24 protein-coding genes are annotated in these 25,211 nt (G+C 60.7%); 16 read left to right on the top strand and 8 right to left on the bottom strand.

The window, feature by feature from the left end; translation table 11 throughout:
• The first annotated feature begins 40 nt into the window (after positions 1-40).
• From AB2L51_RS00890 to AB2L51_RS00900, 3 genes are all read left to right on the top strand, one after another.
• Positions 41-574, top strand: coding sequence for a hypothetical protein (locus tag AB2L51_RS00890; RefSeq protein WP_395580719.1), 534 nt, complete (start codon positions 41-43; stop codon positions 572-574).
• A gap of 73 nt (positions 575-647) precedes the next feature.
• Entirely contained in the window at positions 648-911 is a 264-nt protein-coding gene (gene moaD / locus AB2L51_RS00895; protein ID WP_395580720.1) for a molybdopterin converting factor subunit 1, read from the top strand.
• Positions 912-918: 7 nt separating this feature from the next.
• Positions 919-1,383: a molybdenum cofactor biosynthesis protein MoaE gene (locus AB2L51_RS00900; protein WP_395580721.1), complete on the top strand. Its 465-nt coding sequence runs from the start codon at positions 919-921 to the stop codon at positions 1,381-1,383.
• Positions 1,384-1,416: 33 nt separating this feature from the next.
• Here AB2L51_RS00900 and AB2L51_RS00905 read toward each other — a convergent pair whose 3' ends face one another.
• Entirely contained in the window at positions 1,417-2,688 is a 1,272-nt protein-coding gene (locus tag AB2L51_RS00905) for an adenosylmethionine--8-amino-7-oxononanoate transaminase (RefSeq protein WP_395580722.1), read from the bottom strand.
• Positions 2,689-2,746: 58 nt separating this feature from the next.
• Between AB2L51_RS00905 and AB2L51_RS00910 the strand changes: the two genes are divergently transcribed.
• From AB2L51_RS00910 to bioD, 3 genes are read left to right on the top strand one after another with little or no spacing between them, the layout of a single operon-like run.
• Positions 2,747-3,961, top strand: a complete 1,215-nt coding sequence (locus tag AB2L51_RS00910; protein WP_395580723.1) for an aminotransferase class I/II-fold pyridoxal phosphate-dependent enzyme — start codon at positions 2,747-2,749, stop codon at positions 3,959-3,961.
• Complete coding sequence (locus tag AB2L51_RS00915) at positions 3,958-4,650, top strand: alpha/beta fold hydrolase (RefSeq protein ID WP_395580724.1); 693 nt, start codon at positions 3,958-3,960, stop codon at positions 4,648-4,650. The genes AB2L51_RS00910 and AB2L51_RS00915 overlap by 4 nt, the downstream gene beginning before the upstream one ends.
• Complete coding sequence (gene bioD / locus AB2L51_RS00920; protein WP_395580725.1) at positions 4,647-6,047, top strand: dethiobiotin synthase; 1,401 nt, start codon at positions 4,647-4,649, stop codon at positions 6,045-6,047. The genes AB2L51_RS00915 and bioD overlap by 4 nt, the downstream gene beginning before the upstream one ends.
• Before the next feature lie 69 nt (positions 6,048-6,116).
• On the opposite strand, the gene lexA is transcribed toward bioD, so the two are convergent.
• The gene (lexA, locus tag AB2L51_RS00925; RefSeq protein ID WP_166110121.1) at positions 6,117-6,770 is read right to left on the bottom strand and encodes a transcriptional repressor LexA; all 654 of its coding nucleotides are present in this window, start codon (positions 6,768-6,770) and stop codon (positions 6,117-6,119) included.
• 85 nt (positions 6,771-6,855) lie between these two features.
• Positions 6,856-8,127, bottom strand: coding sequence for a molybdopterin molybdotransferase MoeA (locus tag AB2L51_RS00930; protein WP_395580726.1), 1,272 nt, complete (start codon positions 8,125-8,127; stop codon positions 6,856-6,858).
• A 69-nt stretch (positions 8,128-8,196) separates the two neighbouring features.
• Here AB2L51_RS00930 and rpmG point away from each other — a divergent pair, with 69 nt between their 5' ends.
• Positions 8,197-8,364, top strand: a complete 168-nt coding sequence (gene rpmG, locus AB2L51_RS00935; RefSeq protein WP_003623017.1) for a 50S ribosomal protein L33 — start codon at positions 8,197-8,199, stop codon at positions 8,362-8,364.
• A gap of 112 nt (positions 8,365-8,476) precedes the next feature.
• Here the strand turns inward: rpmG and AB2L51_RS00940 are convergent, their stop codons facing one another.
• Positions 8,477-8,806 (bottom strand): FtsB family cell division protein, encoded by a 330-nt coding sequence (locus AB2L51_RS00940; protein ID WP_395580727.1) that lies wholly within the window; start codon positions 8,804-8,806, stop codon positions 8,477-8,479.
• A gap of 177 nt (positions 8,807-8,983) precedes the next feature.
• Positions 8,984-10,264, bottom strand: a complete 1,281-nt coding sequence (gene eno / locus AB2L51_RS00945) for a phosphopyruvate hydratase (protein WP_395580728.1) — start codon at positions 10,262-10,264, stop codon at positions 8,984-8,986.
• Between the two features lie 180 nt (positions 10,265-10,444).
• Here eno and AB2L51_RS00950 point away from each other — a divergent pair, with 180 nt between their 5' ends.
• From AB2L51_RS00950 to AB2L51_RS00970, 5 genes are all read left to right on the top strand, one after another.
• Positions 10,445-10,921, top strand: coding sequence for a DUF3429 domain-containing protein (locus tag AB2L51_RS00950; RefSeq protein ID WP_395580729.1), 477 nt, complete (start codon positions 10,445-10,447; stop codon positions 10,919-10,921).
• A 106-nt stretch (positions 10,922-11,027) separates the two neighbouring features.
• The gene (gene thiO, locus AB2L51_RS00955) at positions 11,028-11,996 is read left to right on the top strand and encodes a glycine oxidase ThiO (protein ID WP_395580730.1); all 969 of its coding nucleotides are present in this window, start codon (positions 11,028-11,030) and stop codon (positions 11,994-11,996) included.
• Between the two features lie 20 nt (positions 11,997-12,016).
• The gene (gene thiS, locus AB2L51_RS00960; RefSeq protein WP_086645874.1) at positions 12,017-12,214 is read left to right on the top strand and encodes a sulfur carrier protein ThiS; all 198 of its coding nucleotides are present in this window, start codon (positions 12,017-12,019) and stop codon (positions 12,212-12,214) included.
• Positions 12,215-12,219: 5 nt separating this feature from the next.
• Complete coding sequence (locus AB2L51_RS00965; RefSeq protein ID WP_395580731.1) at positions 12,220-12,996, top strand: thiazole synthase; 777 nt, start codon at positions 12,220-12,222, stop codon at positions 12,994-12,996.
• The gene (locus tag AB2L51_RS00970; protein WP_395580732.1) at positions 12,993-13,601 is read left to right on the top strand and encodes a thiamine phosphate synthase; all 609 of its coding nucleotides are present in this window, start codon (positions 12,993-12,995) and stop codon (positions 13,599-13,601) included. Before AB2L51_RS00965 ends, AB2L51_RS00970 begins: the two co-directional genes overlap by 4 nt.
• Before the next feature lie 41 nt (positions 13,602-13,642).
• On the opposite strand, the gene recG is transcribed toward AB2L51_RS00970, so the two are convergent.
• The gene (recG, locus tag AB2L51_RS00975; RefSeq protein ID WP_395580733.1) at positions 13,643-15,790 is read right to left on the bottom strand and encodes an ATP-dependent DNA helicase RecG; all 2,148 of its coding nucleotides are present in this window, start codon (positions 15,788-15,790) and stop codon (positions 13,643-13,645) included.
• 68 nt (positions 15,791-15,858) lie between these two features.
• On the opposite strand from recG, the gene AB2L51_RS00980 reads away from it, so the two are divergent.
• Positions 15,859-16,188, top strand: coding sequence for an FAD assembly factor SdhE (locus AB2L51_RS00980; protein ID WP_395580734.1), 330 nt, complete (start codon positions 15,859-15,861; stop codon positions 16,186-16,188).
• A gap of 50 nt (positions 16,189-16,238) precedes the next feature.
• Positions 16,239-19,715 carry a transcription-repair coupling factor gene (gene mfd, locus AB2L51_RS00985; protein WP_395580735.1) on the top strand — a complete coding sequence of 1,159 codons (3,477 nt, stop codon included), beginning with the start codon at positions 16,239-16,241 and terminating at the stop codon, positions 19,713-19,715.
• Positions 19,716-19,780: 65 nt separating this feature from the next.
• Here mfd and AB2L51_RS00990 read toward each other — a convergent pair whose 3' ends face one another.
• Positions 19,781-20,707, bottom strand: coding sequence for a hypothetical protein (locus tag AB2L51_RS00990; protein ID WP_395580736.1), 927 nt, complete (start codon positions 20,705-20,707; stop codon positions 19,781-19,783).
• 65 nt (positions 20,708-20,772) lie between these two features.
• On the opposite strand from AB2L51_RS00990, the gene AB2L51_RS00995 reads away from it, so the two are divergent.
• Together AB2L51_RS00995 and AB2L51_RS01000 are read left to right on the top strand one after the other, a co-directional pair.
• Positions 20,773-21,765 carry a bile acid:sodium symporter family protein gene (locus AB2L51_RS00995; RefSeq protein WP_395580737.1) on the top strand — a complete coding sequence of 331 codons (993 nt, stop codon included), beginning with the start codon at positions 20,773-20,775 and terminating at the stop codon, positions 21,763-21,765.
• A gap of 39 nt (positions 21,766-21,804) precedes the next feature.
• Positions 21,805-23,280, top strand: a complete 1,476-nt coding sequence (locus tag AB2L51_RS01000) for a pyridoxal phosphate-dependent decarboxylase family protein (protein ID WP_395580738.1) — start codon at positions 21,805-21,807, stop codon at positions 23,278-23,280.
• Here AB2L51_RS01000 and cobT read toward each other — a convergent pair.
• Entirely contained in the window at positions 23,277-25,187 is a 1,911-nt protein-coding gene (cobT, locus tag AB2L51_RS01005; protein ID WP_395580739.1) for a cobaltochelatase subunit CobT, read from the bottom strand. The genes AB2L51_RS01000 and cobT overlap by 4 nt on opposite strands.
• Positions 25,188-25,211: the final 24 nt, after the last annotated feature.

The following is a 25,211-nucleotide window of genomic DNA, read 5'->3' on the forward strand; positions in this document are numbered from 1 at the left end:
TCCTGTGGCAGACAATATTGGCGGAATGCGGAGTCTGGGTATGCGAAAAGCCGCTCTTCTTGGAGTGTGCATGATGATGAGCGGATGTGCAGGCTTTGAGAAAGTCATGTCCGACACCATCTCCCTACCCGGTGAAAACCCCAATGCCCCGGCTGGTTCGGACCTGAACATGCGGCGTGTGCAGGGGCAGGCCACAAAGGAAGTGCCTATTCTGCCCCAGGGGGGCAATATATGGCCCGGCCCACCTGAGCCGCTGCCAACGCTGGAAGATGTCGCCAGAGGCCGCATGAGCAGCCAGACAGGGGCGGAACTGCCAGCAACAGGCCCGCAACTGGCAGATGGGCAGGAAATCAGTCTGGGCGAGCAGGAGAGCATCCACAAAGGGGTTGTCAGCCCGGCCCGGTATGCCGCGCCAGAGCTGGGGCGCACCAGCGCCCAACCTGCAAACACAGGCAGGCCCGTGCCTGCACCCATTGAAATTCCCAATGGGGATGGCACAACAACCCTTGTTCATTCGGATGGCTCCATCAGCACTATTGGCGCACCCGGCCGTCAGGGGCTGCCTGTGCATTAATGTTAAGGCAGGTCCCGTAGCGCAGGCGGTGCGCAGGACGTGCTGGTAAGGTAAAAGGTTGGTAAGGCGGATTATGGCAGACCGGGTAACAGTTTTGTTTTTTGCGGCACTGCGTGAGCAGATCGGTCAGGAAAGCCTGAGCGTGGCCATACCCGCATCCGGGGTTTCGGTCGCCACCCTGCGCACCCAGATTGAAGGGGCAGACCCCGCCATTGCGCAGGCTCTGGCGGACCAGCCCAAACTGCGCGTTGCTGTGAACAGAACACTCAGCACGTTTGAGCAGATGGTGGTTCCGGGGGATGAAGTTGCCTTTTTCCCACCCATGACGGGGGGCTGAGCGGGCCATGGCGGTGCATGTTGCGGTGCAGGCCGCTCCATTTGACGTAGGGGTGGAGGCTGAACGCCTGAGTGCGCTTTCTCCTCTTACGGGTGGGGTGGGGCTGTTTGTCGGGCAGGTGCGTGGCGGGCAGGGACTCCGTGCCATGACGCTTGAACACTATCCGGGCATGACCGAAGCAATCCTGCATGCTCTGGCGCAGGAAGCACTGGCACGGTTTGACCTGACAGGCTGTACCGTAATCCACCGTGTAGGGCGGCTGGAGGTAGGAGCGGGCATTGTATTTGTCGGGGCGGGGGCTGCGCACCGGGGTGCGGCGCTCATGGCTACCTCCTTTTTGATCGACAGGCTAAAAACCGGCGCACCATTCTGGAAGCGCGAAGAATATGATGATGGTCGCATGATCTGGGTCGATGCGCGCGAGACGGATGAAGAGGCCGCCCGCGCATGGATGAATAACCCGCCCGCCTGAGCGGGTCCCTCCCGCCCGGCGCATAAGCCGGGCTTATTCTGCCAGTACGGTATGGATTGTGCGGCACAGGAACCGCAGGTCTGCCTCGGTTATGGTAAAGGCCGGGGTCAGGTACACAATATTCCTGAAAGGCCGTATCCACGCGCCGTGTGCAATCAGTTTCTGGCGCAGCCTGTCCGGATTGCCCAGTGCTTCCAGTTCCACAACGCCAATGGCGCCAAGTGTGCGCACGTCCCGCACACCGGGGAGCGTGCGGCATGGTTCCAGCGCTTCGGTCATGATCGTATTGATCGCGGCGACCTGTTCCAGCCGTGGTTCTGTTTCAAACAGGTCAAGGGCTGCATTGGCACTGGCGCAGGCCAGCGGATTGGCCATGAAGGTGGGACCATGCATCAGTGCATGCTCGGGGTTATCGGACAGGAACGCCTCAAACACATGTCGCCGTGCAACGGTCGCGGCCAGGGCCATGGTGCCGCCCGTAAGGGCTTTGGACAGGGTGATGATATCTGGCGTAATACCGGCCTGCTCGCAGGCAAACAGGGTGCCGGTACGGCCAAACCCTGTAAAAATTTCGTCCAGAATCAGCAGCACATCATAGCGGTCTGCTGCCTGACGGACTGTGCGCAGGACTTCTGGCGCATGAAAAAGCATGCCCCCAGCCCCCTGCACCAGTGGTTCCATGATAATCCCCGCCAGTTCATGCGCATGGCGTGCAAGGAGCGCCATAAAGGCCTGCGTGCTGGAGGCATCTACGGGCAGGGGGGCTATGACGTGCTCGGTCAGTGCGGGGCCGTAGAGATGGTGCATGCCTTCTTCGGGGTCGCATATGGCCATGGTGGCCAGTGTGTCCCCGTGGTAGCCGCCCCGAAACGCCAGTAATCGGGTGCGCTGGCGTTCGCCCCTGTTCAACCGGTACTGGATGGCCATTTTCATGGCGACCTCCACCGCAACCGAGCCGGAATCGGTAAAAAACACCCGTTCCAGATCGCCGGGCAGTAGCGCGCACAATCTGCTGGCAAGGCGCAGGGCGGGTTCATGCACCATGCCGCCAAACATGACATGGGGCATGGTGCCGAGCTGCTCCGTAACAGCCTGACGGATATGGGGGTGGTTATAGCCGTGGCAGGCCGTCCACCATGCGGCAACGCCATCCACCAGCACGCGTCCATCGGTCAGGGTAATGTGGCTGCCCTGCGTGCTCCGCGCCGCCAGAGGCGGGGAGGCTGTCTGCATCTGGCTGTAAGGAAGCCAGATATGGGGCAGGCCCTGCTGGTACCAGTCGGGCATGGAGGCGGGTGCGGACATGCTGTGGTGTTCCTGTAGATGATTGACCCGGAGGGCTGGCTCCGGCACCACAGATGTCATGACGCGGTTTGACAATCTTTTCCAGCAGGGGCTGGCCGGTTTTGCGGAGCAGGGGCGTATGCGTTCCTGCAAACAATGGCATGCGGTCGGCCCCGGTTTTTTGCAACGCCCCGATACGGGTGCTGTTCTGGTTGATTTTTCGTCCAATGATTATCTGGGCCTGCGCACCCACCCGCGCCTGCTTGAGCGGGCCGCTGCGTGGGGGCGGGCAGAAGGGAGCGGTAGCGGGGCTTCGCGCCTTGTCACGGGTACCCCACCCCAGACCATGGCGCTGGAGCAGCGGCTGGCTACGCTTAAAGGCATGGAGGCGGCCCGCATATTTTCGTCCGGCTGGCAGGCCAATGCATCCGTGGTGCCTGCTCTTGCCCGTTTTTCTGCTCAGGTTATGGGGGCGCGGGCCGTTATTGTGGCGGACAAGTTCATCCATGCCAGCCTCTACCATGGGTGTGCCGCCGCAGGGGTAACGCCCAGACGCTTCAGACATAACGATATGGCGCATCTGGATGCCCTTCTGGCGCAGGATGCAGGGGCAGGGCTGAAAATTGTCCTGACCGAGAGCGTTTTCAGCATGGATGGAGACCGGGCGGACATGGCCCAGCTCCGGGCCATAACCCAGCGGCACGATGCTTTTTTGTGTGTGGATGAAGCTCACGCCACAGGTATTCTGGGCGCGCAGGGCAAGGGGCTTGCCAATGGGCAGGCGGACCTTGTTGTCGCGACCTTCAGCAAGGCGCTGGGTGGAATGGGGGCCTTTGTAGCGGCATCCGATGCCGTGTGCCGTTGGCTGGACAACACGGCATCGGGCTTTATCTATTCCACGGCACCTTCGGCCATGGTGCTTGGGGCTGTGGAAGCCGCACTGGACCTTCTGCCCGATATGGAAGAGGCCCGCGTACATGTGGCGGAGCTTGCCTGTGGCTTCAGGCAGCGCATGGGGCAGGCCGGGCTGGAGGTTGGACCTTCCACGACCCAGATTGTTCCCGTTGTGGTGGGGGCGGAGCAAACGGCGCTGGCACTGGCGCAGGCGGTTGAGCAGGCTGGTTTTCTGGCGGTTGCCATTCGCCCGCCGACGGTGCCGCCGGGTGGCTGCCGCCTGCGGGTTGTTTTTCATGCTCACCATACGCAGGAGCAGATGCACGCTCTGGCTACTGCCATTATCGGTGCCGCGGCACAAAATGGCATTCCGCAGGCGCATGGAGCCTTGGGCGCATGAGGCCGGTTAAGCCCGTATTTGTGCATGGCTGGGGGTTTGGTCCGGGGTTCTGGGCACTGGTGGTGGACGCTCTGGGGTGGACGGATGCGCTGGTTCTGGACCTCGGCTTTCTGGAAGGTTCAGGCCCCGCATCCCCAATGCTTGCCGCGCAACATTTGCAGGCTGTGCAGGGGCCGGGTGAGACATTACTGGGGATCGGCCACTCGCTGGGCTTTTTGTGGCTGGCCGAGCATATGGCGCTTTCCCCCACAGACCGGCTGGTGGGGATTAACGCTTTTGCCGCCTTTGCCGCGCGGGAGAGCTTTGCCTCTGGCGTGCCAGCCCGGATTTTGCAGCGCATGTTCAAAGGGCTGTCAAACACGCCGGAAAAGGTTCTGGCCGATTTTTACAACCTTTGTGGCGCACCCGCTTCTGGCATGGTTCCATGTGTGCCTCATCTGCGCGAGGGGCTGGACCTGCTGCTGGCAGGCGATGCCCGACCTGCACTGGCAGCGAGGGCAGGGCAATACGGTATTCTGGCTGCCCGGCAGGACCCGGTAGCCACCCCTGCCATGACGGAGCAGAGTTTTGCCGGGTGTGCGGCCGTGCAATGGGTGGACGGTGGACACCTGCTCCCGCAAACGGATGTGTCAGCCTGTGCAACGTTCCTACAGGCTGCGCGCAGGACAATGGAACAGGACGTACAATGACAGACCCGCAGCACAGGGAGCGGATACGCCGCAGCTTTGACCGGGCCGAAGGGTATGACAGCGCCGCAACGGTGCAGCGCCTTGCCGCCCATAACCTTGCTGCACGGCTTGTCCGTGCGCTGGACGGCAGAAAACCTATCCGTATTCTGGAAATAGGGTGTGGCACTGGCCTGCTGACTGAACTGTTGGCCCGAAACTGGCCGGAAGCACGGATTGTCGCAACCGACTTTGCGCCGCGAATGCTCGAACGTGCCAGACGTCACGCTCCCCCGCAGGCAGAGTTCAAACTCATGGACGCCGCCAGCCCCACGGTTGAAGGCCCGTTTGATGTGGTCTGTGGTAATCTGGTCATGCAGTGGCTGGAGCAGCCCGGACAGGTGCTGGAACGGCTCGGCGGACTTTTGGCACCGGGTGGTGTGCTGGCGGTTTCTACCCTGCTGGATGGGACATTCGCGGAATGGAAAGCTGCCTGTGCGTGCGAAGGCGTGCAACCTGCCACACCGCATTATCCTCAGACCGGGCAGGTACAGGCATGGACGCCATGGCTGTTTGCAGGGCTGTGGGAGAGCGAGAGCTGTGTGCAGGCTTTTGGCTCTGGTCTGGAGTTTGTCAGGCACCTCAAGGCAACGGGGGCTTCTGTTCCGCAGGCCGGGCGTAAACCAATGGGGGCGGCAGCACTCCGGCGGGTTACGCGTAGGCTGGATCAGTCCGGGGCCGCCATAACGTGGCAACTGGCTTATGGCTGTTTTCGCAAACCGCCGGTTGCGGGTGTGTTTGTTACGGGCACGGATACGGGGGTGGGTAAAACCCTTGTTTCCGCCTGTCTGGTCCGGCGGTGGCAGGCTACTTACTGGAAGCCCCTGCAAAGTGGTCTGGCGGATGAGGCAGGAGATACCACCACCGTTGCGCATCTTGCGCAGGGGGCTGAGTGCTTGCCACCAGCCGGGGCGTTTCAGGCTTCGCTTTCTCCCCAGGCCGCAGCCGAGGCGGAGGGCGTGCATGTAAGCCGCGAGCAGCTTGCGTTGCCTGAAGTTGAGGACGGCAGGCTGCTGGTAGTGGAAGGTGCTGGTGGGGTAATGGTCCCCGCAACGGATGAACTGATGATGCTGGACCTGACCGCAATATGGGGGCTGCCGGTTGTGCTGGTGGCCCGCAGTGGGTTGGGCACGCTCAACCACACACTGCTTAGCCTACAGGCGTTGCGTAGCCGGGGGGTAGCTGTGGCGGGGGTTGTGCTGAATGGCCCGCCTAATCCGGCTAATAGCCGTACCATTGCGCAACTGGGCAAGGTCCGCATTTTGGCAGAGGTGGCACATCTGCCCGTGCTTTCACCCGCTTCCGTGGCGGAGGCGGCGGCCACATTCCCGGCGTGGGAGGCCGTCTGCACAAGGTCTTAACGGCATGTGCGCGCTTAAAGGCAGGAAAATTACAATGGCCACACCCTCATCAGGCGTGGCCATTGGTGTTTAGTACTGGCGGATCAAACCGGCCAGATGGCCCTGAATAACCAGCCGTTCAGCAGGAACAATGCGGGTTTCGTAGCGGGCATTGGCAGGCTCAAGGGCGATCATGTTGCCTTTGCGGCGCAGGCGTTTGAGCGTGACTTCCTGCCCGTCAATCAGGGCGACGATAATCTGCCCGTTTTCAGCCTGATCCGATTTTTTGATAATGACCTGATCGCCATCCAGAATCCCGGCTTCGATCATGGAATCCCCGGCCACTTCCAGCGCGTAATAATCTCCCGAACCCAGCATGTCTGCGGGGATGGAAAGGGTGTTGGACGTGTCCGCCATGGCCTCAATCGGCAATCCGGCGGCAATGCGGCCATAAAGCGGGATTTTAACCGGGTCCTGCTTTTGCCGGGTAAAACTGCCGCGGATGACGTTGGTTGGCAGTTCCTCTTTCATTTCGGGGAGTTGGATGACTTCCAGCGCACGGGCGCGGTGGTGGTGGCGACGCAGAAAGCCGCGTTCTTCCAGCCCTGAGATCAGGCGATGGATACCAGACTTGGAGCGCAGGCCCATGGCTTCGCGCATTTCGTCAAAAGAAGGAGAAAAGCCGGTCTGCTTGAGGTGCGAATCAATGAAAAAAAGAAGCTTGTGCTGTTTTCGGGTCAGCATGTCGCACCTCGGTCTGGCTGTTTGGAATGGAACATCAATCTTATGATTTGTTCTATGTAAGTTCTTGTTTTTGTCAATATTAAAATCAGGGCAGGTGCATAATCTGGCAAGGTGTGCCTGCTTTCTGGGCGGGAGCGTGGGGAGGGCGTACAATAAGTGCCTGACTTTTGGCCAGAATATTCAGTTGCGCAGATCCCTGCTGTTCAAACGGTGTGGCTACAGGCTGGCCGTCGGCGGTGGTCTGGAGTGTGGCCCGCAAAAAATCCTGCCGCTGGTCATTTTCGGCTACATCCGCGCCCAGTAATGCGGTCTGGGTCTCCAGAGTGTCTGTCACGCTGGCCCCCATGAGTTTGCGCAGGGCAGGCAGCACAAACACCATGCTGCAAACCAGCGCCGCAACGGGGTTACCGGGGAGACCCAGCACTGGCATGCCGTTGAGTGTGCCGGACATGAGCGGTTTGCCCGGACGCATGGCAATTTTCCAGAAGTTCTGGACAAGCCCGGCTTTTTCCAGCGTCGGGCGCACAAGATCGTAAGCCCCCACACTGGCACCACCAATGGTGATCAGCATGTCCAGATCACGGGTATGGGCAAATGCGTTGGAGAGTGACGTGGCGTTGTCGCGCGCAACGGGCAGCACAATGGAGTCTGCCCCGTTCTGCCCCAGCAGGGCAGCCAGCATGAAGGCGGCGGAGTTGAAAATACCATCAGGTGGGGCGGTATCACCGGGCAGGAGGATTTCGTCCCCCGTAGCCAGAATCCCCACACGGGGGCGGCGGAACACCGGCAGCCAGACCAGCCCGCCAGCGGCCGCCAGCCCTATATCCCGCGGGCCGAGTCTGCTGCCTGCGCTCAACAGCACGGCACCCTGGGCAAAGTCCTGCCCCTGTGGGCGAACGAACTGTCCTGCTGTGACAGCCTGTGTTAGCAGGACCTGCTGGTCTGTCCGCTGTGTGTTTTCCTGAATAATAACGGCATCCGCCCCGGCAGGTATCTGGCTGCCCGTAAAAAGCCGGATGCAGTCACCCGCAGCCACGGTGCGGGCAGACGGCCTGCCTGCGGGGGCCTCGTCTATAATCTGCAATACAGCGCCCGGCCGGGTGTCTGCTGCCCTTACGGCGTATCCGTCCATTGCAGACACATAGACCGGTGGGTTGGCCCTGCGTGCCTGCACGTCCTGAGCCAGAATGCGGCCACATGCAGCACTCAGGGCGACGGTTTCCTGACCGCAGGGCAGCAGATTTTCCAGAATTCTGGCCCGCGCGGTTGCCACATCCAGCATGAATTCGTCTCCTTTTGGCGTCCGTGGCGCCATATTGATGTAAGAAAGCTTGACCTTTTGCCTTTGTATGCGCATTTTGCCGCAACTTGAACACCGCCGGAGCCGTATGGACCGGCTCTGTAAATATGTTCTGCTGAGGAAGTCATGGCCAAGACCAACGTCATCAAGATCCGTCTCGTCTCGACGGCTGACACCGGTTACTTCTATGTGACCAAGAAAAATGCCCGCGCTCACACGGGTAAAATGGAACTGAAGAAGTACGACCCGGTTGCACGCAAGCACGTCGTATTCCGTGAAGCCAAAATCAAGTAATTCTGGCCAGATCGGTATCTTATAAAAAAACGGCGCCATTGAGCGCCGTTTTTTTATGTGGGCATAAAGGCTCACGCCTGATCAACCCGGCTGGCACATGTGCCGGGCAGGGTTAAAAAAGCGGGTCGCGCCGGTCGTAGGGGATAACAACATCATTGCGGTTGGCCATGTTCAGCATGGCACGGGCGCGTTCATCCAGAATATCTGTATCCAGCGTGTTTTCACGCAGGCCATTTACACGGCGCTTCCATGCGTTCTGTTCGGTCTGTGCGTCCGTGCGGGCCTGTTTGGCCTGTTCCAGCAGGCCAAGCTGCTGCTGGTAGGCCTGCATGCCGTGGTCACCCTGTGTGGCGTTCCAGCCAAAGTAACCGGCAATGCTTAAAAACGCCAAAGGTGGCACCACGGCGCGTACAACACGGCGAAAGAAACGGCCAATCTGCACTTTTGGTCAGCTCCTTGCCAGAGTCGTGGTTACCAAGAGACATGAATACAGCGTAATCTGTAACCCATGTTGCGCCAGATAGGGAAGGGCGTTGCAGACAAAAAAAGCCGGTCCCACAAGGGACCGGCCTGATCTGGCATTGCACAGGGGCAGAAAACCCTGCCTGCGCCCTAGTCTTTAGCTGTTTTTGAGGATCGTACGGCCTGCATACTGGGCGGCTGTAACCAGTTCCTGTTCAATACGGATGAGCTGGTTGTATTTGGCCGTCCGGTCAGAGCGGGAGAGCGAGCCGGTTTTGATCTGCCCGCAGTTGGTGGCAACGGCCAGATCGGCAATGGTGGAATCTTCCGTCTCACCCGAGCGGTGGCTCATAACGGCGGTGTAGCCTGCCCGATGGGCCATTTCCACGGCCTGAAGGGTTTCTGTCAGTGTGCCAATCTGGTTCACCTTGACCAGCAGGGAGTTGGCAATGCCAGCCTTGATCCCGCGGCTGAGGCGTTCAGGGTTGGTGACAAACAGGTCATCGCCGACGAGCTGTACTTTTTTGCCCAGTGTCTGCGTCAGCAGTGCCCAGCCTTCCCAGTCATCTTCGGCCATGCCGTCTTCAATGGAAACAATCGGGTAGCGGTTTACCAGATCTTCCAGATAAGCGACCATGCCTGCGGAATCGAGGCTCTTGCCTTCACCTTCCATGACGTACTGGCCGTTTTTGAAGAATTCCGTGCTGGCGCAGTCCAGTGCAAAGGTTACGTCCTGCCCGGGGCGGTAGCCTGCGGCTTCCACGGCGCGGGTAATAAAGCCCAGAGCTTCATCAGCAGATTTAAGGGCCGGGGCAAAGCCACCTTCATCACCAACATTGGTGTTCAGGCCCGCAGCGCTCAGTGCTTTTTTCAGATGGGCAAAGATTTCAGACCCCCAGCGAATGGCGTCCGCAACGGTTGGCGCGCCCACGGGCTGGATCATGAATTCCTGAATGTCGATCGGGTTATCCGCGTGCTGGCCACCGTTTACGATGTTCATCATGGGAACAGGCAGGACATGGGCGAACGACCCGCCAACATAGCGGTACAGCGGGACTTCCAGTTCCGCCGCCGTTGCCTTGGCCACAGCGAGCGAGACACCCAGAATGGCATTGGCCCCCATGCGGCTTTTGTTGGGGGTGCCATCCAGATCAATCATGGCGTTGTCGATGTCGATCTGGTCAGAGGATTCTGCCCCCTGCAGGGTGGGCAGGATTTCGCTCTCGATATTTTCAATGGCGCGGAGCACGCCTTTGCCACCATAGCGCCGTGCATCCCCATCGCGCAGTTCCACGGCTTCATGTGCGCCGGTTGACGCGCCAGAGGGAACAGCCGCGCGGCCTTTGGCACCGGATGCCAGTTCCACGTCCACTTCCACTGTGGGGTTGCCACGGCTATCCAGAATTTCGCGGGCGATAATGTCAACAATGGCGCTCATGGTGTTTGTTCCTGCTTGTCAGTGGCACTCGCTGGGGCTGGTGCCGTCGTTTCTTATTCTTGAATCTATGACGCTATCTTTATGGAGCTTTCCTCCACGCGGTTGCTAGTGGCAGCGTCTTGGGCTTTTCTGTCAACACTGAGAACAAGAAAATACAGAGAAAAGGGTGTCTGTTCCCCTATGAAGAAGCTTCCGTTTCTGGGTGTGGTTCTGATGCTGGCCGGGGTCGTGCCCTATGTTTTATGCACATGCGCCATCGTGTTTTACGATTCCCACGTCCCCGTGCCCAATCTGCTCATGGCCGAACTGTTTTACGGGGCCATCTCCCTTTCCTTTCTTGGTGCCGTGCACTGGGGGCAGGCACTGGAGATGGAACGCACCATTATTGTAGCGTCTGCCGCACGCACGGACCATGTGCGTCTGCTGGCGGGTGTTGTGCCTGCCCTGCTGGGCTGGGTTGCAGCCTGCACGGGGTTTATGTGGCATCCTCTGGGCGGGATTGCCGTGTTGATAGCTGCATTTGCACTTGTCGCCGTGGCCGAGCGCGCGGCATGGCGGCGCGGCTGGGTGCCGCCGGGTTATATGGGTGTGCGCTGGATTGTAACGGCGGTTACGGAGTGTTGTCTGTTGATGGTGCTGGTGGTTCGTTTTTTGTGAATGGCAGACGCTGGACCGGTGCGCTAAAAGTCACGTCGGATATGTTATAACACGCAGGTATCGCATTAAGGCGCGCATATCAGTCAGGAAGTGGAAAGCAGGGCTTATGAACGGCAAACCGCGCATTCTGGTAAAAGGTGCAGGTGTGGCGGGGCTGACCGCCGCCGTAACACTCGCGGAGCGTGGCGGGGTTGTAACCCTGTATGACTGCGCGGAGCGGGTCGGGGCTGGTGCATCATGGATGGCGGGCGGCATGCTGGCCCCATGGTGCGAGGCGGAATCGGCTCCGGCGGAAGTTACGGCCCAGTCGGTCGATTCGGTGGACTGGTGGACAACCCATGTTCCCGGTGTGGTACGGCAGGGCAGTCTGGTGCTGGCCCCCGCGCGTGATGTGGGTGAACTGGCCCGCTTCGGGCGGCGCACCTCGCATTACGAAACCGTGGGTGAGGCTGACATTGCACGGCTGGAGCCGGACCTTGCCGGGCGTTTTCAAAAAGGCCTGTTCTTTGCGGATGAAGGGCATGTGGACCCACGCAAAGCCCTGCCTGCACTGGCCCATGCGCTGGAGCAGATGGGCGGGCAGGTGCTGGTAGCCCCCGAGCCAGCACCGGACGAGGCCGGGTTTGACTGGGTGGTGGACTGCACGGGCCTGAGAGTAAGGAACCAGCTTGACCATCTGCGCGGTGTTCGTGGCGAAATGCTGCTGCTCCATTGTCCGGATGTTATTCTGCACCGACCCGTACGCATGCTGCATCCGCGTATTCCGGTTTACATCGTACCGCGTGATAACCATGTGTTCATGGTAGGCGCGACCATGGTGGAAAGCGAGAATGCGGGCGGCATGACCGTACGTTCCATGATGGAACTGCTCAATTCCGCATGGACCCTGCACCCCGGCTTTGCTGAAGCGGAAATTCTGGAAATGGGGACAGGCCTGCGCCCGTCCTACCCCGATAACATGCCCCGTGTGGTGCGGCAGGGGCAGCATATTTATGTTAATGGCATGTACCGCCATGGTTTTCTGCTCTCCCCCGCTCGGGCACGGGAGGCCGCAGATCTGGTTTTTGGGTCCTAAACCCCAAGGAGTAATGCCCGATGAAAATAACCGTCAATGACGAGGCACAGGACGTGTCCGCCACAACCCTGGCAGGGCTGATTGATGAGCTGGGATACGCTGGTGCGCGGATCGCCACCGCGCTGAATGGGCAGTTTGTCCCAAAAACCGAGCGTGAGCGTGCTGCGCTCGCAGCCGGTGCGCGGGTGGAAATTGTCGCTCCCATGCAGGGGGGGTAAAAGGCATGACGGCGTTATTTTACGGGCAGGCACTCTCCTCCGCCCTTATGCTGGGCACAGCGCAGTACCCATCCCCCGAAATCCTGCGTGATGCCGTTCTGGCCGCGTGTCCGGGGGTGTTGACCGTCTCCCTGCGCCGCGAGTCCGCCGGGGAGCGGGCCGGGCAGGCATTCTGGTCTTTGGTGCATGAACTGGGTGTGCCCGTTCTGCCCAACACAGCGGGGTGCCACACGGTCAAGGAGGCCGTAACAACCGCGCACATGGCGCGCGAGGTGTTTGGCACGGACTGGATCAAGCTTGAGGTGATCGGTGAGGCAGATACACTCCAGCCCGACGTGTTCGGGCTGGTGGAAGCCGCACGGATTTTGAACGAGGAAGGATTTAAGGTTTTCCCTTACACCACGGAAGACCTTGTGGTGGCCGAGCGTCTGCTGGCCGCAGGGTGCGAGGTGCTTATGCCGTGGGGGGCTCCCATAGGCTCTGGCAAGGGGCTGAACAACCTGTTTGGCCTGCGGGCCATGCGGGCACATTTTCCCTCCGTACCGCTGGTGGTTGATGCGGGCATTGGTGTGCCCTCCCACGCCGCTCAGGCGTTGGAACTGGGGTATGATGCCGTGCTGATCAACACCGCCGTAGCCAAGGCGGGGGACCCGGTACGTATGGCGCAGGCTTTTGGTCTGGCCGTGCAGGCCGGTATGCTGGCGCGTATGGCCGACCCGATGGAAGCGCGTGATATGGCCGCCCCATCCACTCCTGTTGCAGGAAAGGCATTTTTGGGATGAGCGCACTACCACAGAAGTTTTACCCGGTTGTGGATCACGCCCGGTGGGTCAAGCGCCTTGGCGCTGCGGGTGCGCGTTTTATCCAGCTACGGCTCAAGGACCTGCCGGATGAGGAACTGCGCGCACAGGTCCGTCTGGCGCGCACATACGCGGCAGAGCACGACGTTTGTCTGGTGCTGAACGATTTTTGGCAGCTCGCGCTGGAGGAGGGGATTTCCTACATCCATCTGGGGCAGGAAGATCTGGATACGGCAGACATGCCGACTATTCGCAAAGCGGGGCTGCGCGTGGGCATAAGCACGCATTGCCCGGAGGAGCTGGAGCGCGCTCTGGGCCTGACCCCCGATTACGTGGCGCTGGGGCCGATATGGGAAACCCGGCTCAAAAAAATGGCGTTTGGCCCGCAGGGTGTGGAAAAACTGCGTGAGTGGAAGCAACGTATCGGCACCATGCCACTGGTTGCCATTGGCGGCATAACGCTGGAGCGTGCGCCGCTGTGCCTTGCCGCCGGGGCGGATTGCGTTTCCGCGGTATCCGCCTTTACCCAGCACGCAGACCCTGAAGGACAGGTCCGGGCATGGCTGGAGGCCACGACAGGCGTGTGATGTTACCGCAGGCGCACAGCCTGCCCGCATGGTGGTGCGTTTTAACCGCCGCTAAAAATGCGGGAGGCATCCGCCTTGCCAAATAAAGTCAGCAGCACACGGGCCGAGGCCGGGAGCCGGTAGGTGCCGGTTGGTCTGGCCCCTGTGTCGGGCAGAATACGCTGGGCTTCGGCATGGGCGGTGTCGAGCAGCAGATCAACCAGAATTTCCGGGGCCATGCGGTATTCGGGTAGGCCAGATTGCCTGCGGCCTGTAGCTTCCCCCCCGCCGCGCAGGCGAAAGTCCTCATCCGCGATTAAAAAGCCATCTTCCGTCTCGCGCAGGCAGGCCAGACGGCGGCGGGCTGTCTGGCCCAGCCCCGCATCATGCAGCATCAGGCAGTAAGATGCCTTGGCCCCCCGGCCCACGCGCCCGCGCAGCTGGTGGAGCTGGGCTAGACCAAAGCGTTCGGCATGCTCAATGACCATGATGGTCGCACCAGGCACATCCACCCCGACTTCGATTACGGTTGTGGCGACCAGAATACGGGTGCGGCCGTTGGCAAAATCCTGCAAGGCCTGTTCGCGCGTGTTCGTGTCCTGCCGTCCGTGGGCGATGCCTACCAGATCACCAAACCGGTCGATCAGAGCGGCCTGCCGGGCTTCGGCTGCGGCAATGTCGAGCGCTTCGCTCTCGGACACAAGCGGGCAGACCCAGAATATCTGTGCCCCGGCCTCAAGGGCTCGGCTAATGCCCTCAAGCACATCGTCCATGGTGTTCAGGCTGTGCAGGGAGGTGCGGATAGGCTTGCGGCCAGATGGTTTGCCCTCCAGACGGCTGACCTGCATATCCCCAAACTGGGTAAGTAGCAGGGTGCGCGGTATGGGGGTTGCGGTCATGACCAGCATATCCGCCTTGTGGCCCTTTTCCACCAGTGTCAGTCGCTGGTCCACGCCAAAACGGTGCTGCTCATCCACCACGGCCAGCCCAAGGTCTGCAAACTTTACGCTCTCCTGCACCAGTGCGTGGGTGCCGACCACCAGCCTTGCTGTGCCGTCCGCCATATCCGCCAGAGCCTGCTTGCGGGCCTTGCCTTTGACCGAGCTGCATAAAAACGCCACCGGTACGGGGGACAGGCGCGTAAAGGTTGCAGCATGCTGGCGGGCCAGAATTTCGGTCGGGGCCATAATGGCGGCCTGTGCGCCTGCCTCCACCGCCCGGAGCATGGCCAGCAGGGCAACCAGTGTTTTGCCAGCTCCTACATCGCCTTGCAGCAGTCGGCTCATACGGTGGGGGGCGGCCATATCGGCCTCTATCTGGCGCAGCACATGGGCCTGCCCGTGTGTAAGCGGATGCCCGAAGGCGGCAAGAGCCTGCTGTTGCAGGTGCCCATTGCCCTGCATGCTGCGGCCGGGGCGGCTGCGGGTGGCCCGCTGGGCAATGCGCATGGCAAGCTGGTCGGCCAGGAGTTCGTCACAGGCCAGACGGGTCTGTGCGCGGGAGCGCTCTGCCTGCCAGCTGGTGCCTGTGTGGCTGTCGGGAATGCTGTCTGGCCTGTGCATCCATGTGAGGGCGGTGACAAAATCGGGCCAGTTTTTTTGTGCGATCAGGGCTGGGTCATGCCACTCGGGCAGGTCCGGGGGGAGCAGGGCCAGTGCTGCGGTCATGGCCTGGCGGACCTGCCCGGCAAACAGGCCCGCAGTCAGCGGCCAGACCGGGTCCAGCAGGGGAATGCGCTCAATCTGGCGGGCGGGAAGCAGGTAGTCGGGCGAGGTCATGCAGAGCCGATCGCCAAACCATTCGATTTTGCCCGATACGGCAATCTCCGCCCCGGTGGTGGCCTGTTTGGCCTGCCATGGGGAGAAAAAAGCGATTTCCAGCAACCCGGTCCCGTCCGAGAGCGTGGCCCGCCACGGCTGGCGGGTGCGTGGGGCAGGGGCGCGCACGTCCTGCACAATGCCGCAAACTGTTGCAATTGTGTCAGCCCTGAGTTGTGCCACAGATGGGCGCAGCCGCCTGTCCGTTACACTTTCGGGTAGGCAGAACAGCAGGTCCGTGACCCGAGATCCACCGGCAATTCTGGCCAAAAGCCGCGAGCGGGAGACATTAACGCCGTTCAGGCTGTCGAGCGGGGCGGTCAGGGCCTGCAGGGCAGGCACGTTTGCCCATTGCGGAACCGAAGCGGATGTGAAGGATGGGGGGCTGGACACGGACGGTATACAGGCCTCTGTTTGCAGGCTGACAGACAGGAACAGCCCCGGTATAGGACAGCAACGCCATGCAACACAATTTTACAACGTCTTCACACGCGCTTCCCTCCAATGCATCCGCCGGGGGGGAAGACGTTCTGGCGGCCCGCCGTCGTCGGCTCAAGTTCCGCGCCAACCATCGCGGCACGTTTGAAACCGATATCCTGATCGGTGGCTTTGTGGAGGAAACAGCAGACAGCCTGAACTCCGCAGAACTGGCGGATATGGAAACCATACTCGAAATGCCCGACCCCGACCTGACCGACTGGCTGTTTGGCCGTCTGCCCTTGCCGGAGGAAAAAGCAACCCCCATGTTGCGGCGCATGGTTGAGGCATGCCGCGCAAGGTGCGGAAAATAAAATTTTCTTTCCACAAGGAAAGATCAGGCAGGACAAGAGAAACAGGGCCTATGACAGCAGACACAGGTGCAGCACCAGACCGTCGGATTGCCACTATTTGGGGCGTGCCGGAGGGGTACGATGCCCTTTTGCTTGCCCGGCGCGCGCGTGAGCATAAGGGGCCTTTGCTGCACATAGCCCGCAACGATGCCTCCATGGCGCGGCTGGCCGAGACGCTGGCCTATGTTGCGGCTGATGTGGACGTGCTGCGTTTTCCCGCATGGGACTGCCTGCCATACGACCGGGTTTCGCCCAACCCGACAATCGTGGCCGAACGGGTGGCCACACTGACCCGCCTGCTCGAACCTTCGGGGGGTAAGCCGCGCCTTGTGCTGACCACGGTTAACGGCGCAATCCAGCGCGTGGCTCCGCGCAAGACCTTCCGGGGCCAGTCTCTCACTATCCGTACGGGGGAAAGCCTTGACCAGTCCCTGCTGATCGAACTGCTGATCGCCAATGGCTACACCCGCACCGATACGGTGATGGAGGCAGGGGAATTTGCAACGCGCGGCGGTATTTTTGACCTGTACCCCGCGGGTGCGCCCGAGCCTGTACGTCTTGACCTGTTTGGGGATGAGGTGGAGAACATCCGCGCCTTCGACCCCGGCACCCAGCGCTCGACCGAAAAGCGGGATGGGCTGGTGCTCTGCCCGGTATCTGAGTTTTCGCTCGATGCGGCCAGTATCTCCCTGTTCCGCACAGGCTGGCGGGATGCGTTTGGCCCTGCTGCGGCTTCCGACCCCCTGTACGAACATATTTCCGACGGACGGCGCTACCCCGGAATCGAACATTGGCTGCCCCTGTTCCATGAGCAGATGGAAACCCTGTTCGATTACCTGCCCGGTGCCGCCCTCTCGCTCGACTACCAGGTGGAGGAGGTTCTGGCCGCCCGGCTGGATATGATTGCCGACCACTATCAGGCCCGCAAAATGCCTGTGCGGGAGGGGGAAACACCCTACCGCCCTTTACCGCCGCACCTGCTGTACATGGATCTTAAAGGATGGGAAGCCTCCATTGCCCGCCTGCCTGCCGTGGCATTCAGCCCCTATGCGCAGCCCGATGGTGCGGAGGGCATGGATGTGGGCGGCAGACCGGGCAAGATGTTCTCCAAAATCGTACCGGGTGCGCAGCGCGAGCAGGTGTTTACCCTGCTGGGCGAGCAGGTGCGGGAATGGGCGCAGGTCAAACGCCGGACATATGTGGCCGCATGGAGCAAAGGCTCGCGCGAGCGGATTGGCGTGCTGCTCCGCGAACATGGCGTGGCGACAGATACGTTTGACACATGGGAGCAGGCAAGCAAGGCCAAGGCTGGCCCCGTAGGGCTGCTGACCCTTGGGTTGGAACGTGGTTTTGTGGCCGAGGATGTGGCGTTTGTGTCCGAGCAGGATCTGCTGGGTGAGCGCATAGGCCGCCCGCCACGCCGCCGCCGCCGCGCGGATGAACTGATTGCCGAGGCCAGTGAACTGTCTGCGGGGGACCTGATTGTTCATCAGGACTACGGCATAGGCCGGTATGACGGGCTGGAAACAGTGAGCGTAGGCGTGGCCCCACATGACTGCCTGCGCCTGTTGTACGATGGTGGGGAAAAACTCTACCTGCCGGTGGAAAATATTGAACTGCTCAGCCGGTTTGGCTCGGATCAGGCCGGGGTATCGCTCGACCGTCTGGGCGGGGTCGCCTGGCAGAACCGTAAATCGCAGATGAAAAGCCGCATCCGCGATATGGCGGGTGAGCTTATTCGCACCGCAGCGGCCCGTGCGCTCAAGGAGGCCCCTGAACTGCTCCCGCCCGAGGGGATGTGGGACGAGTTCTGTGCCCGCTTCCCCTTTGTGGAAACGGAGGACCAGTCCCGCGCCATTACCGATGTGCTGGAGGATATGTCCTCCGGCCGCCCCATGGACCGGCTGGTGTGTGGTGATGTGGGCTTTGGCAAAACCGAGGTTGCTCTGCGGGCGGCGTTTGTTGCCGCCATGTCCGGCGGGCAGGTGGCGGTTGTTGTGCCCACCACCCTGCTGGCCCGCCAGCACTACCGCACCTTTGCCGCGCGCTTTGAGGGCTTTCCCATCAAGGTGGCCCAGCTTTCACGCATGGTAACAGGCAAGGAAGCGACCGAGGTCCGCAAGGGGCTGGCCGATGGTAGCGTGAATGTGGTGATCGGCACCCATGCCCTGCTGGCCAAGACAATCAGGTTTGCGGCCCTCGAACTGCTGATTATTGATGAAGAGCAGCATTTTGGCGTCTCGCATAAGGAAAAGCTGAAGGCCCTGCGCGAGGATGTGCATGTGCTCACCCTTTCCGCCACGCCCTTGCCCCGTACGCTCCAGCTCTCGCTCTCCGGTGTGCGGGAGATGAGCCTGATCGCAACACCACCCACGGATCGCCTTGCCGTGCGGACCTTCATTATGCCGTTTGACAGTGTGGTCATCCGCGAGGCCATTCAGCGTGAACGCTTCCGTGGCGGGCAGATTTTTTGCGTAGCTCCCAGAATTGAAGACCTGGACCAACTGGCCGAACGCCTGAGCAGCATTGTGCCCGATGCCCGGGTGGTACAGGCCCATGGCCGCCTGTCTCCCACGGAGCTGGAACGGGTGATGACCGAGTTCTCCGATGGCCAGTACGACATTCTGCTCTCCACCAACATTGTGGAAAGCGGGCTGGATATGCCTGCGGTCAATACGTTGATCATCCACCGGGCCGACATGTTCGGCCTTGGCCAGCTTTACCAGCTCCGTGGGCGCGTGGGGCGTGGCAAGCAGCGTGGCTACGCGTACCTCACATGGCCGCAGACACATACACTTTCCGCCTCGGCGGAAAAACGGCTCGAGGTCATGCAGACGCTCGACACGCTGGGGGCTGGCTTTACGCTGGCCTCGCACGATCTGGACCTGCGTGGTGCGGGCAACCTGCTGGGGGACCAGCAGTCCGGCCATGTGCGTGAGGTTGGTATTGAGTTGTACCAGCAGATGCTCGAAGACGCCGTAGCCGACCTGCGTAGTGATAAGGGGCGGAGTAAGGAAAACGACCGGGACTGGACCCCCAATATTGTTATGGGGCTGCCCGTCCTTATCCCCGATGCATATGTGCCTGACCTGCCAGTACGTTTGGGACTTTACCGTAGAATCAGTGCTCTGGCGTCTGATGCTGAGCTGGAAGCTATGGAGGCGGAACTGGTGGACCGTTTTGGCTCGGTTCCTGAGGAAGTTAAAAACCTGCTCGATATTGTTGATCTTAAAAGATTTTGTAGGCAGGCTGGCGTAGAGCGGGTTGAGGCAGGCCCCAAGGGCATGGTGCTCCAGTTCCGCAATAACAGCTTCGCCAACCCCGGCGGCCTTGTGCAGTGGATGGGCCGCTGGAAAGATGGGGTGGTCCGCCTGCGGCCAGACCACAAAATGGCTGTTGTGCGGGAGTTGACCAACGTGCAGCGGATTGACCTTGCCCGTAAGGTGCTGCGTGAACTTGCCAATCTATGCGCGCGTGAAATGGCCTGACGGAATACCCGATCAGGTGAGTGCCCAGTGCCCTCCGCACGGAACAGCCCGTGCGGAGGATGTGGTTATTTGATGGGGAGGGGAAAACCGTTAACTGTAAGAACGCCACCTTCCCATGTGGTGTCCCACGTATTCTGCTCGCCCGAGCGGTGGCTGACCAGCCTGCCCAGCACAAGGCCTGCGGCCAGTTTCATCTGATGTGCAGCGCGGGCTTTTTCTATCAGTTCCTCCAGATTGGAAATTTCCAGATGCCCGGAGGCGGATGTGGCGGCAACATCCCCTGTTAGTGTGGCCTGACCATGCCCCTGTAATTCGACCGTGCCTTCGGATGCTTCAAAGCTGCTTATGGTGGCGTGCACGGCGGGGGCTGCGGTGCTCCGCCCGCCTATGGCGCTCATAAGTGCGGGCAGTTCCGATGTGGGGAGCGAAAACGCAGCATGGGCCGCAGAGGGCAGTAGTTGCTGGTTAAGCACGTTGTGGAAAGATAACCCGCTCATGCTCAGGGTTGCGGCACTGGTCCGCGGGGTGGCGGTACCCTGAATCTGGTAGTGCGCCATTGTTGCGTTGACGTGTGCAGCACCCTGTTCCACCGTGGCGTTGTTCCATGTCAGGTCGTAATGCCCGCCGGACTGGAGGCTGCTGGTCACCAGTGTGCCCTGTTCCATAAGCCACTGGGTGCAGGCTGGATTGTGATGCCCGGTCATGGCGGAAACCAGCAGCAGGGATGCCGCCTGTGCCAGATCCTGCGTGGCTTCCGGGCTGGACGCCTGACCGGTAAAGATCAGTTTTTTAACATGCAGGCTGGTTGTGCCGCCGGGGGCGCGTACGCTCAGGTCATGGTAAATCAGGCCTTTGGGTGTGTCTTCCTCCGCACTGGCGCTTACGGTTGCGCATGCGGTGGGAGGGGCTGCTAGGGCGGTTTCTGCGGTGGCGATGGTGCAAAGACTCACGACCCCGAGAAGATGGAGGGAAAAAGGAGAGTTCTGCTTCATTTCATCATGAAGGTGCCGTAAGTAAAAATTGCAGGCAACAAGATTATCATGGAAGAGCCCCAACCGTGCGCTTTTTGAAAATTGACCCCTTTTTGCTGGGGCTGCTGGCCTCTGTTCTGCTGGCAACGCTTGTGCCGTGCCATGGGGCCGCAGTGCCGGTTTTTCACTGGCTGTCTGTCGGGCTGATTGCGCTCATGTTTTTTTTGCAAGGTGCGCGCCTGTCACGCAAGGCCGTGCTGGATGGAATGGTGGCATGGAAACTGCACCTGCTTATCCTGAGTTGCACATTTGTCCTGTTTCCACTTCTGGGGCTGGCGGCTCATGCCCTGTTCCCCGGTCTGTTGCAGCCGGATATATGGATGGGTGTGCTGTTCCTGTGCTGCCTGCCGTCCACGGTACAGTCTTCCATTGCGTTTACCTCCATTGCCGGGGGTAACGTGCCTGCCGCTGTGTGTGCGGCCACGGCGTCCAACGTGTTTGGTATTTTTATTACTCCCGTTCTGGTAGGGCTGGTGCTGAGCCAGCATGGTCAGGCCACAGGGAACCCGCTGGATATTGTTTACCAGCTTCTGCTTCCGTTTATTCTGGGGCAGGTGTTGCAGCCATGGCTTGGGGCATGGGCGCACCGGAACAAGAAAATCCTTTCTTTTTCCGACAGGGGTTCGGTTCTGGTCGTTGTTTACGCAGCTTTCAGCGATGCGGTCATGCAGGGGCTGTGGCATCGCCTGCCCATGGCTGAACTGGGCATGATTGCCATTGCGGATTCAGTTCTGCTGTTCAGCGTGCTGGGCCTGACCATTTTTGGCGGCCGCCTGATTGGCCTGCCCCTGAAGGACGAAATTGCCGTGGTGTTCTGCGGCTCCAAAAAAACACTGGCATCTGGTGTGCCCATGGCCAACGTTCTGTTCCCGCCTGCTTCTGTGGGGGTTATTGTTCTGCCGCTCATGCTGTATCACCAGATTCAGCTTTTTGTCTGTGCCGTGCTGGCCCGCAGGTTTGCCCGGCTCAGTCAGGAGCACGATCATGCTTCCACAACGCCGGCACAGCAGTCTGGCTAGGGCGCATTTGTTGATGTCATGCAAGAGGAGTGCAAGGTTGTGGCGGGTCTGGATCCTGAAGACTGGGAAGAACTGAAAGCTCAGGGGCACCAGATGCTGGATGATATGCTGGAAAATATCCGTCATGTCTCCCAAGGCCCCGTCTGGCAACCTATGCCTGCTTCTGTGCGCGAGGGGTTCAGGGATGCCCCGCTCCCTGCCAGTGGGCAGGAACTGGGGGCACTGTACCAGCAGTTCACGCAAACCGTGCAGCCCTATGCCGTGGGCAACAGGCACCCGCGCTTTATGGGCTGGGTGCATGGTGGCGGTACCGCACAGGGTATGCTGGCGGACATGCTGGCCGCAGGGCTAAACGCCAATCTGGGCGGGCGTGACCACGCACCAGTAGAAGTCGAGCGGATGGTCATTCGCTGGGTTGCGGAAATGTTCGGTTTTTCCCCGGACGCCACGGGGCTGCTGGTAACCGGCTCCTCCATGGCCAACTTTATTGCCATCCTGACTGCCACCCGCAATGTGAGCGGAGGGCAGGACCTGCGGCAGCAGGGCGTTGGTGGCCGCAGGCTGGTGGGTTATGCAGGCGAGAGCGCGCATGGTTGCGTAGCCCGTGCGTTTGATATGGCCGGGCTGGGCGAGCAGGCTTTGCGCCGTGTGCCAATGGACGGCGCATTCCGCATGGATATGGCAGCCCTTGAGCGCATGGTTGCGCAGGACAGGGCGGCCGGGTTTGAGCCGTTTCTGGTCGTTGGTACGGCAGGAACGGTGGACACGGGCAGTATTGACCCGCTGAATGCACTGGCCGATCTGGCCGTGCGGGAGGGGCTCTGGTTCCATGTCGATGGAGCCTTTGGCGCGCTGGCCAAGCTTGCACCTGATCTGGCCCCCTTGCTTGCCGGTCTGGAGCGGGCCGATAGTCTGGCCTTTGATTTTCATAAATGGGCGCAGGTTCCATACGATGCAGGCTGCGTGCTGGTGCGCGAGCCGGGCAGGCAGGCGGCAGCCTTTGCGCAATCCCTCGCATATCTCTCACGCGAGGAGAGGGGGCTTGCTGCGGGTGCCCCATGGTTTTGTGATCTGGGACCAGACCTCTCACGCGGGTTTCGGGCACTCAAGGTCTGGTTTGCGCTGGCAGGGTTTGGCACTCAAAAGCTGGGGCAGGTCGTCACCCAGTCCTGTGCACTGGCGCAGGAACTGGCACGGCAGGTGCAGGCCACGGCCCAGTTGCAACTGCTGGCACCTGTAACACTGAATGTTGTGTGTTTCCGCGTAGTTACGCCTGACGTGGAGGACCTTGACCGGTTGAATGGAGAACTGGTCAAGGACCTGCAACTGAGCGGCGTAGTTGCGCCATCCACGACCCGGATCGGGGGTGTGCTGGCTATTCGTGTGGCTCTGGTTAACCACCGCACGACCAAGGCAGACATTGCTATCCTGCTCGACGCCGTACATTCCTTTACGGAAGTGCGTCTGGCGCATGCGAAGATGATGAAAGAACTGGCAGATACGCCGCAGGCTTAAGCCCGCTTGCGCATCCTTTTTTCATCAAACAGGGCGGAAAGGGACTGGAGCATGGTTCCGCCCAGTTCCTCCGCATCGCTAATGGTCACGGCCCGCTGGTAGTAGCGGGTCACGTCGTGGCCAATACCTATGGCGCTCAGTTCCACCGGGCTGCGGTTTTCAATCATGCTGATCACTTCGCGCAGGTGGTCCTCCAGATAAGAAGCCGGGTTGACGGACAGCGTGCTGTCATCCACCGGAGCGCCGTCCGAGATCACCATGAGAATCTTGCGGGCCTCGGGGCGGCTTTTAATACGCCGCCATGCCCAGAGCAGGGCCTCGCCGTCGATGTTTTCCTTCAGCAGCCCTTCACGTAGCATAAGGCCCAGATTGGTGCGTGCGCGCCGCCACGGTGTGTCTGCTCCTTTGTAAACAATGTGGCGCAGATCGTTCAGGCGACCGGGGTTTTCGGGTTTGTTGTTCTGCACCCAGAGTTCACGGCTTTGTCCGCCTTTCCATGCGCGGGTGGTAAAGCCCAGAATTTCCACTTTTACACCGCAGCGTTCGAGCGTGCGTGCCAGAATATCCCCGCAGGATGCGGCAACGGAAATGGGGCGGCCACGCATGGAGCCGGAATTGTCGATCAGCAGCGTGACCACTGTATCGCGGAACTCCGTATCTTTTTCCTGCTTGTAGGAAAGGGACAGGCGTGGATTGACCACAATGCGCGACAGCCTGCCAGCATCCAGCATGCCCTCTTCCAGATCAAACGACCAGGAGCGGGTCTGCTGCGCCATAAGGCGGCGCTGGAGCCGGTTGGCCAGACGGGAGACAACCCCGTGCAAAGTGGCTAATTGCAGGTCAAGCTGGTGCCGCAGACGGGAGAGTTCCTCGGGGTCACACAGGTTTTCGGCCAGAATTTCTTCATCAAAACTGGTGGTGTAGGCGTGGTAGCCCTTGGCGGTCTGGCCTTGCTCGATCTCTTTACGATTACCCGGCCCTGCGGCATCCCCCGTGCCTTCGGCAGAGCCGGATTCCTGTTCTACCTCAGGGGTGTTGTCGGCGGCATCCGCACTCCCCGCCATAAGCTGGGGTTCGGAAACCGCATCGGACATATCCGGTGCCGCGCCAGAGGTTTCGTCCTCCTGCTCGGGAGGGGGCTGTTCGCTGTCATCGTCATTGGTGTCTGGCGCATTGCCCGAGTTTTCGTCTTCTTCCTCCTGATCGGAGAGGGAGTCGTCATCAGTTAATGCGCAGGCGGCCAGTAGTTTGCGGGCCGCGCGGGAAAAGGCTTTCTGGCTGTCCTGATCAGCGGCCAGTGTGTCCAGTGCGGCCAGTGCATCTTCGGGCAGGCTCTGCTTCCACTGCTCCATAATGGCACGGGCTGATTCGGGCAGGGGTTCGCCTGTCAGCTTTTCACGCGCCAGCAGTTCCAGCCCCACAACGGGGGAAAGCTGGGCAGCATCGGTCATATGATCCAGCCCAGCGGCGCGGATTTCCCGCTCCAGCCTGTGGCGCAGGTTCGCGGCAACACCTTTCATGTGGCGGGCCCCTACGGATTCCACACGGGCCTGTTCCAGTGCGTCATACACTTCACGGGCAATGGTGTCTGCCGGACGGCGGGCAGCATGCAGGTCAAAGTCGTGGTGTTTAAGCCGCAGGGCCTGTGCGTCTGCTGCACCACGCAGGCGCTGAGCTTCTTCCTCATTCAGGTTGAGGGAGGGGGAGGAGAGGCGAATTTTCTCCCCCAGACTGATCGGGGCCATGGGCATGTTGCCACTGTGGAAGGAGACATTGGTCTCCTTCCGCCCACCTAGGGCGCGCAGCGTTGCCTCGGTTGCCTGTTTAAAGGCATCGGCCCGTTTTTCCGCCTCCTCGCGGGAGAGGCGGATGGACGGGTTGCCCGTGTTGTTTGCCTGATCAGCCATAACGCCCCCTGTCTGTGTAGATTA

Source organism: Acetobacter fabarum (genome assembly GCF_040702925.2).
Lineage (GTDB): Bacteria > Pseudomonadota > Alphaproteobacteria > Acetobacterales > Acetobacteraceae > Acetobacter > Acetobacter fabarum_B.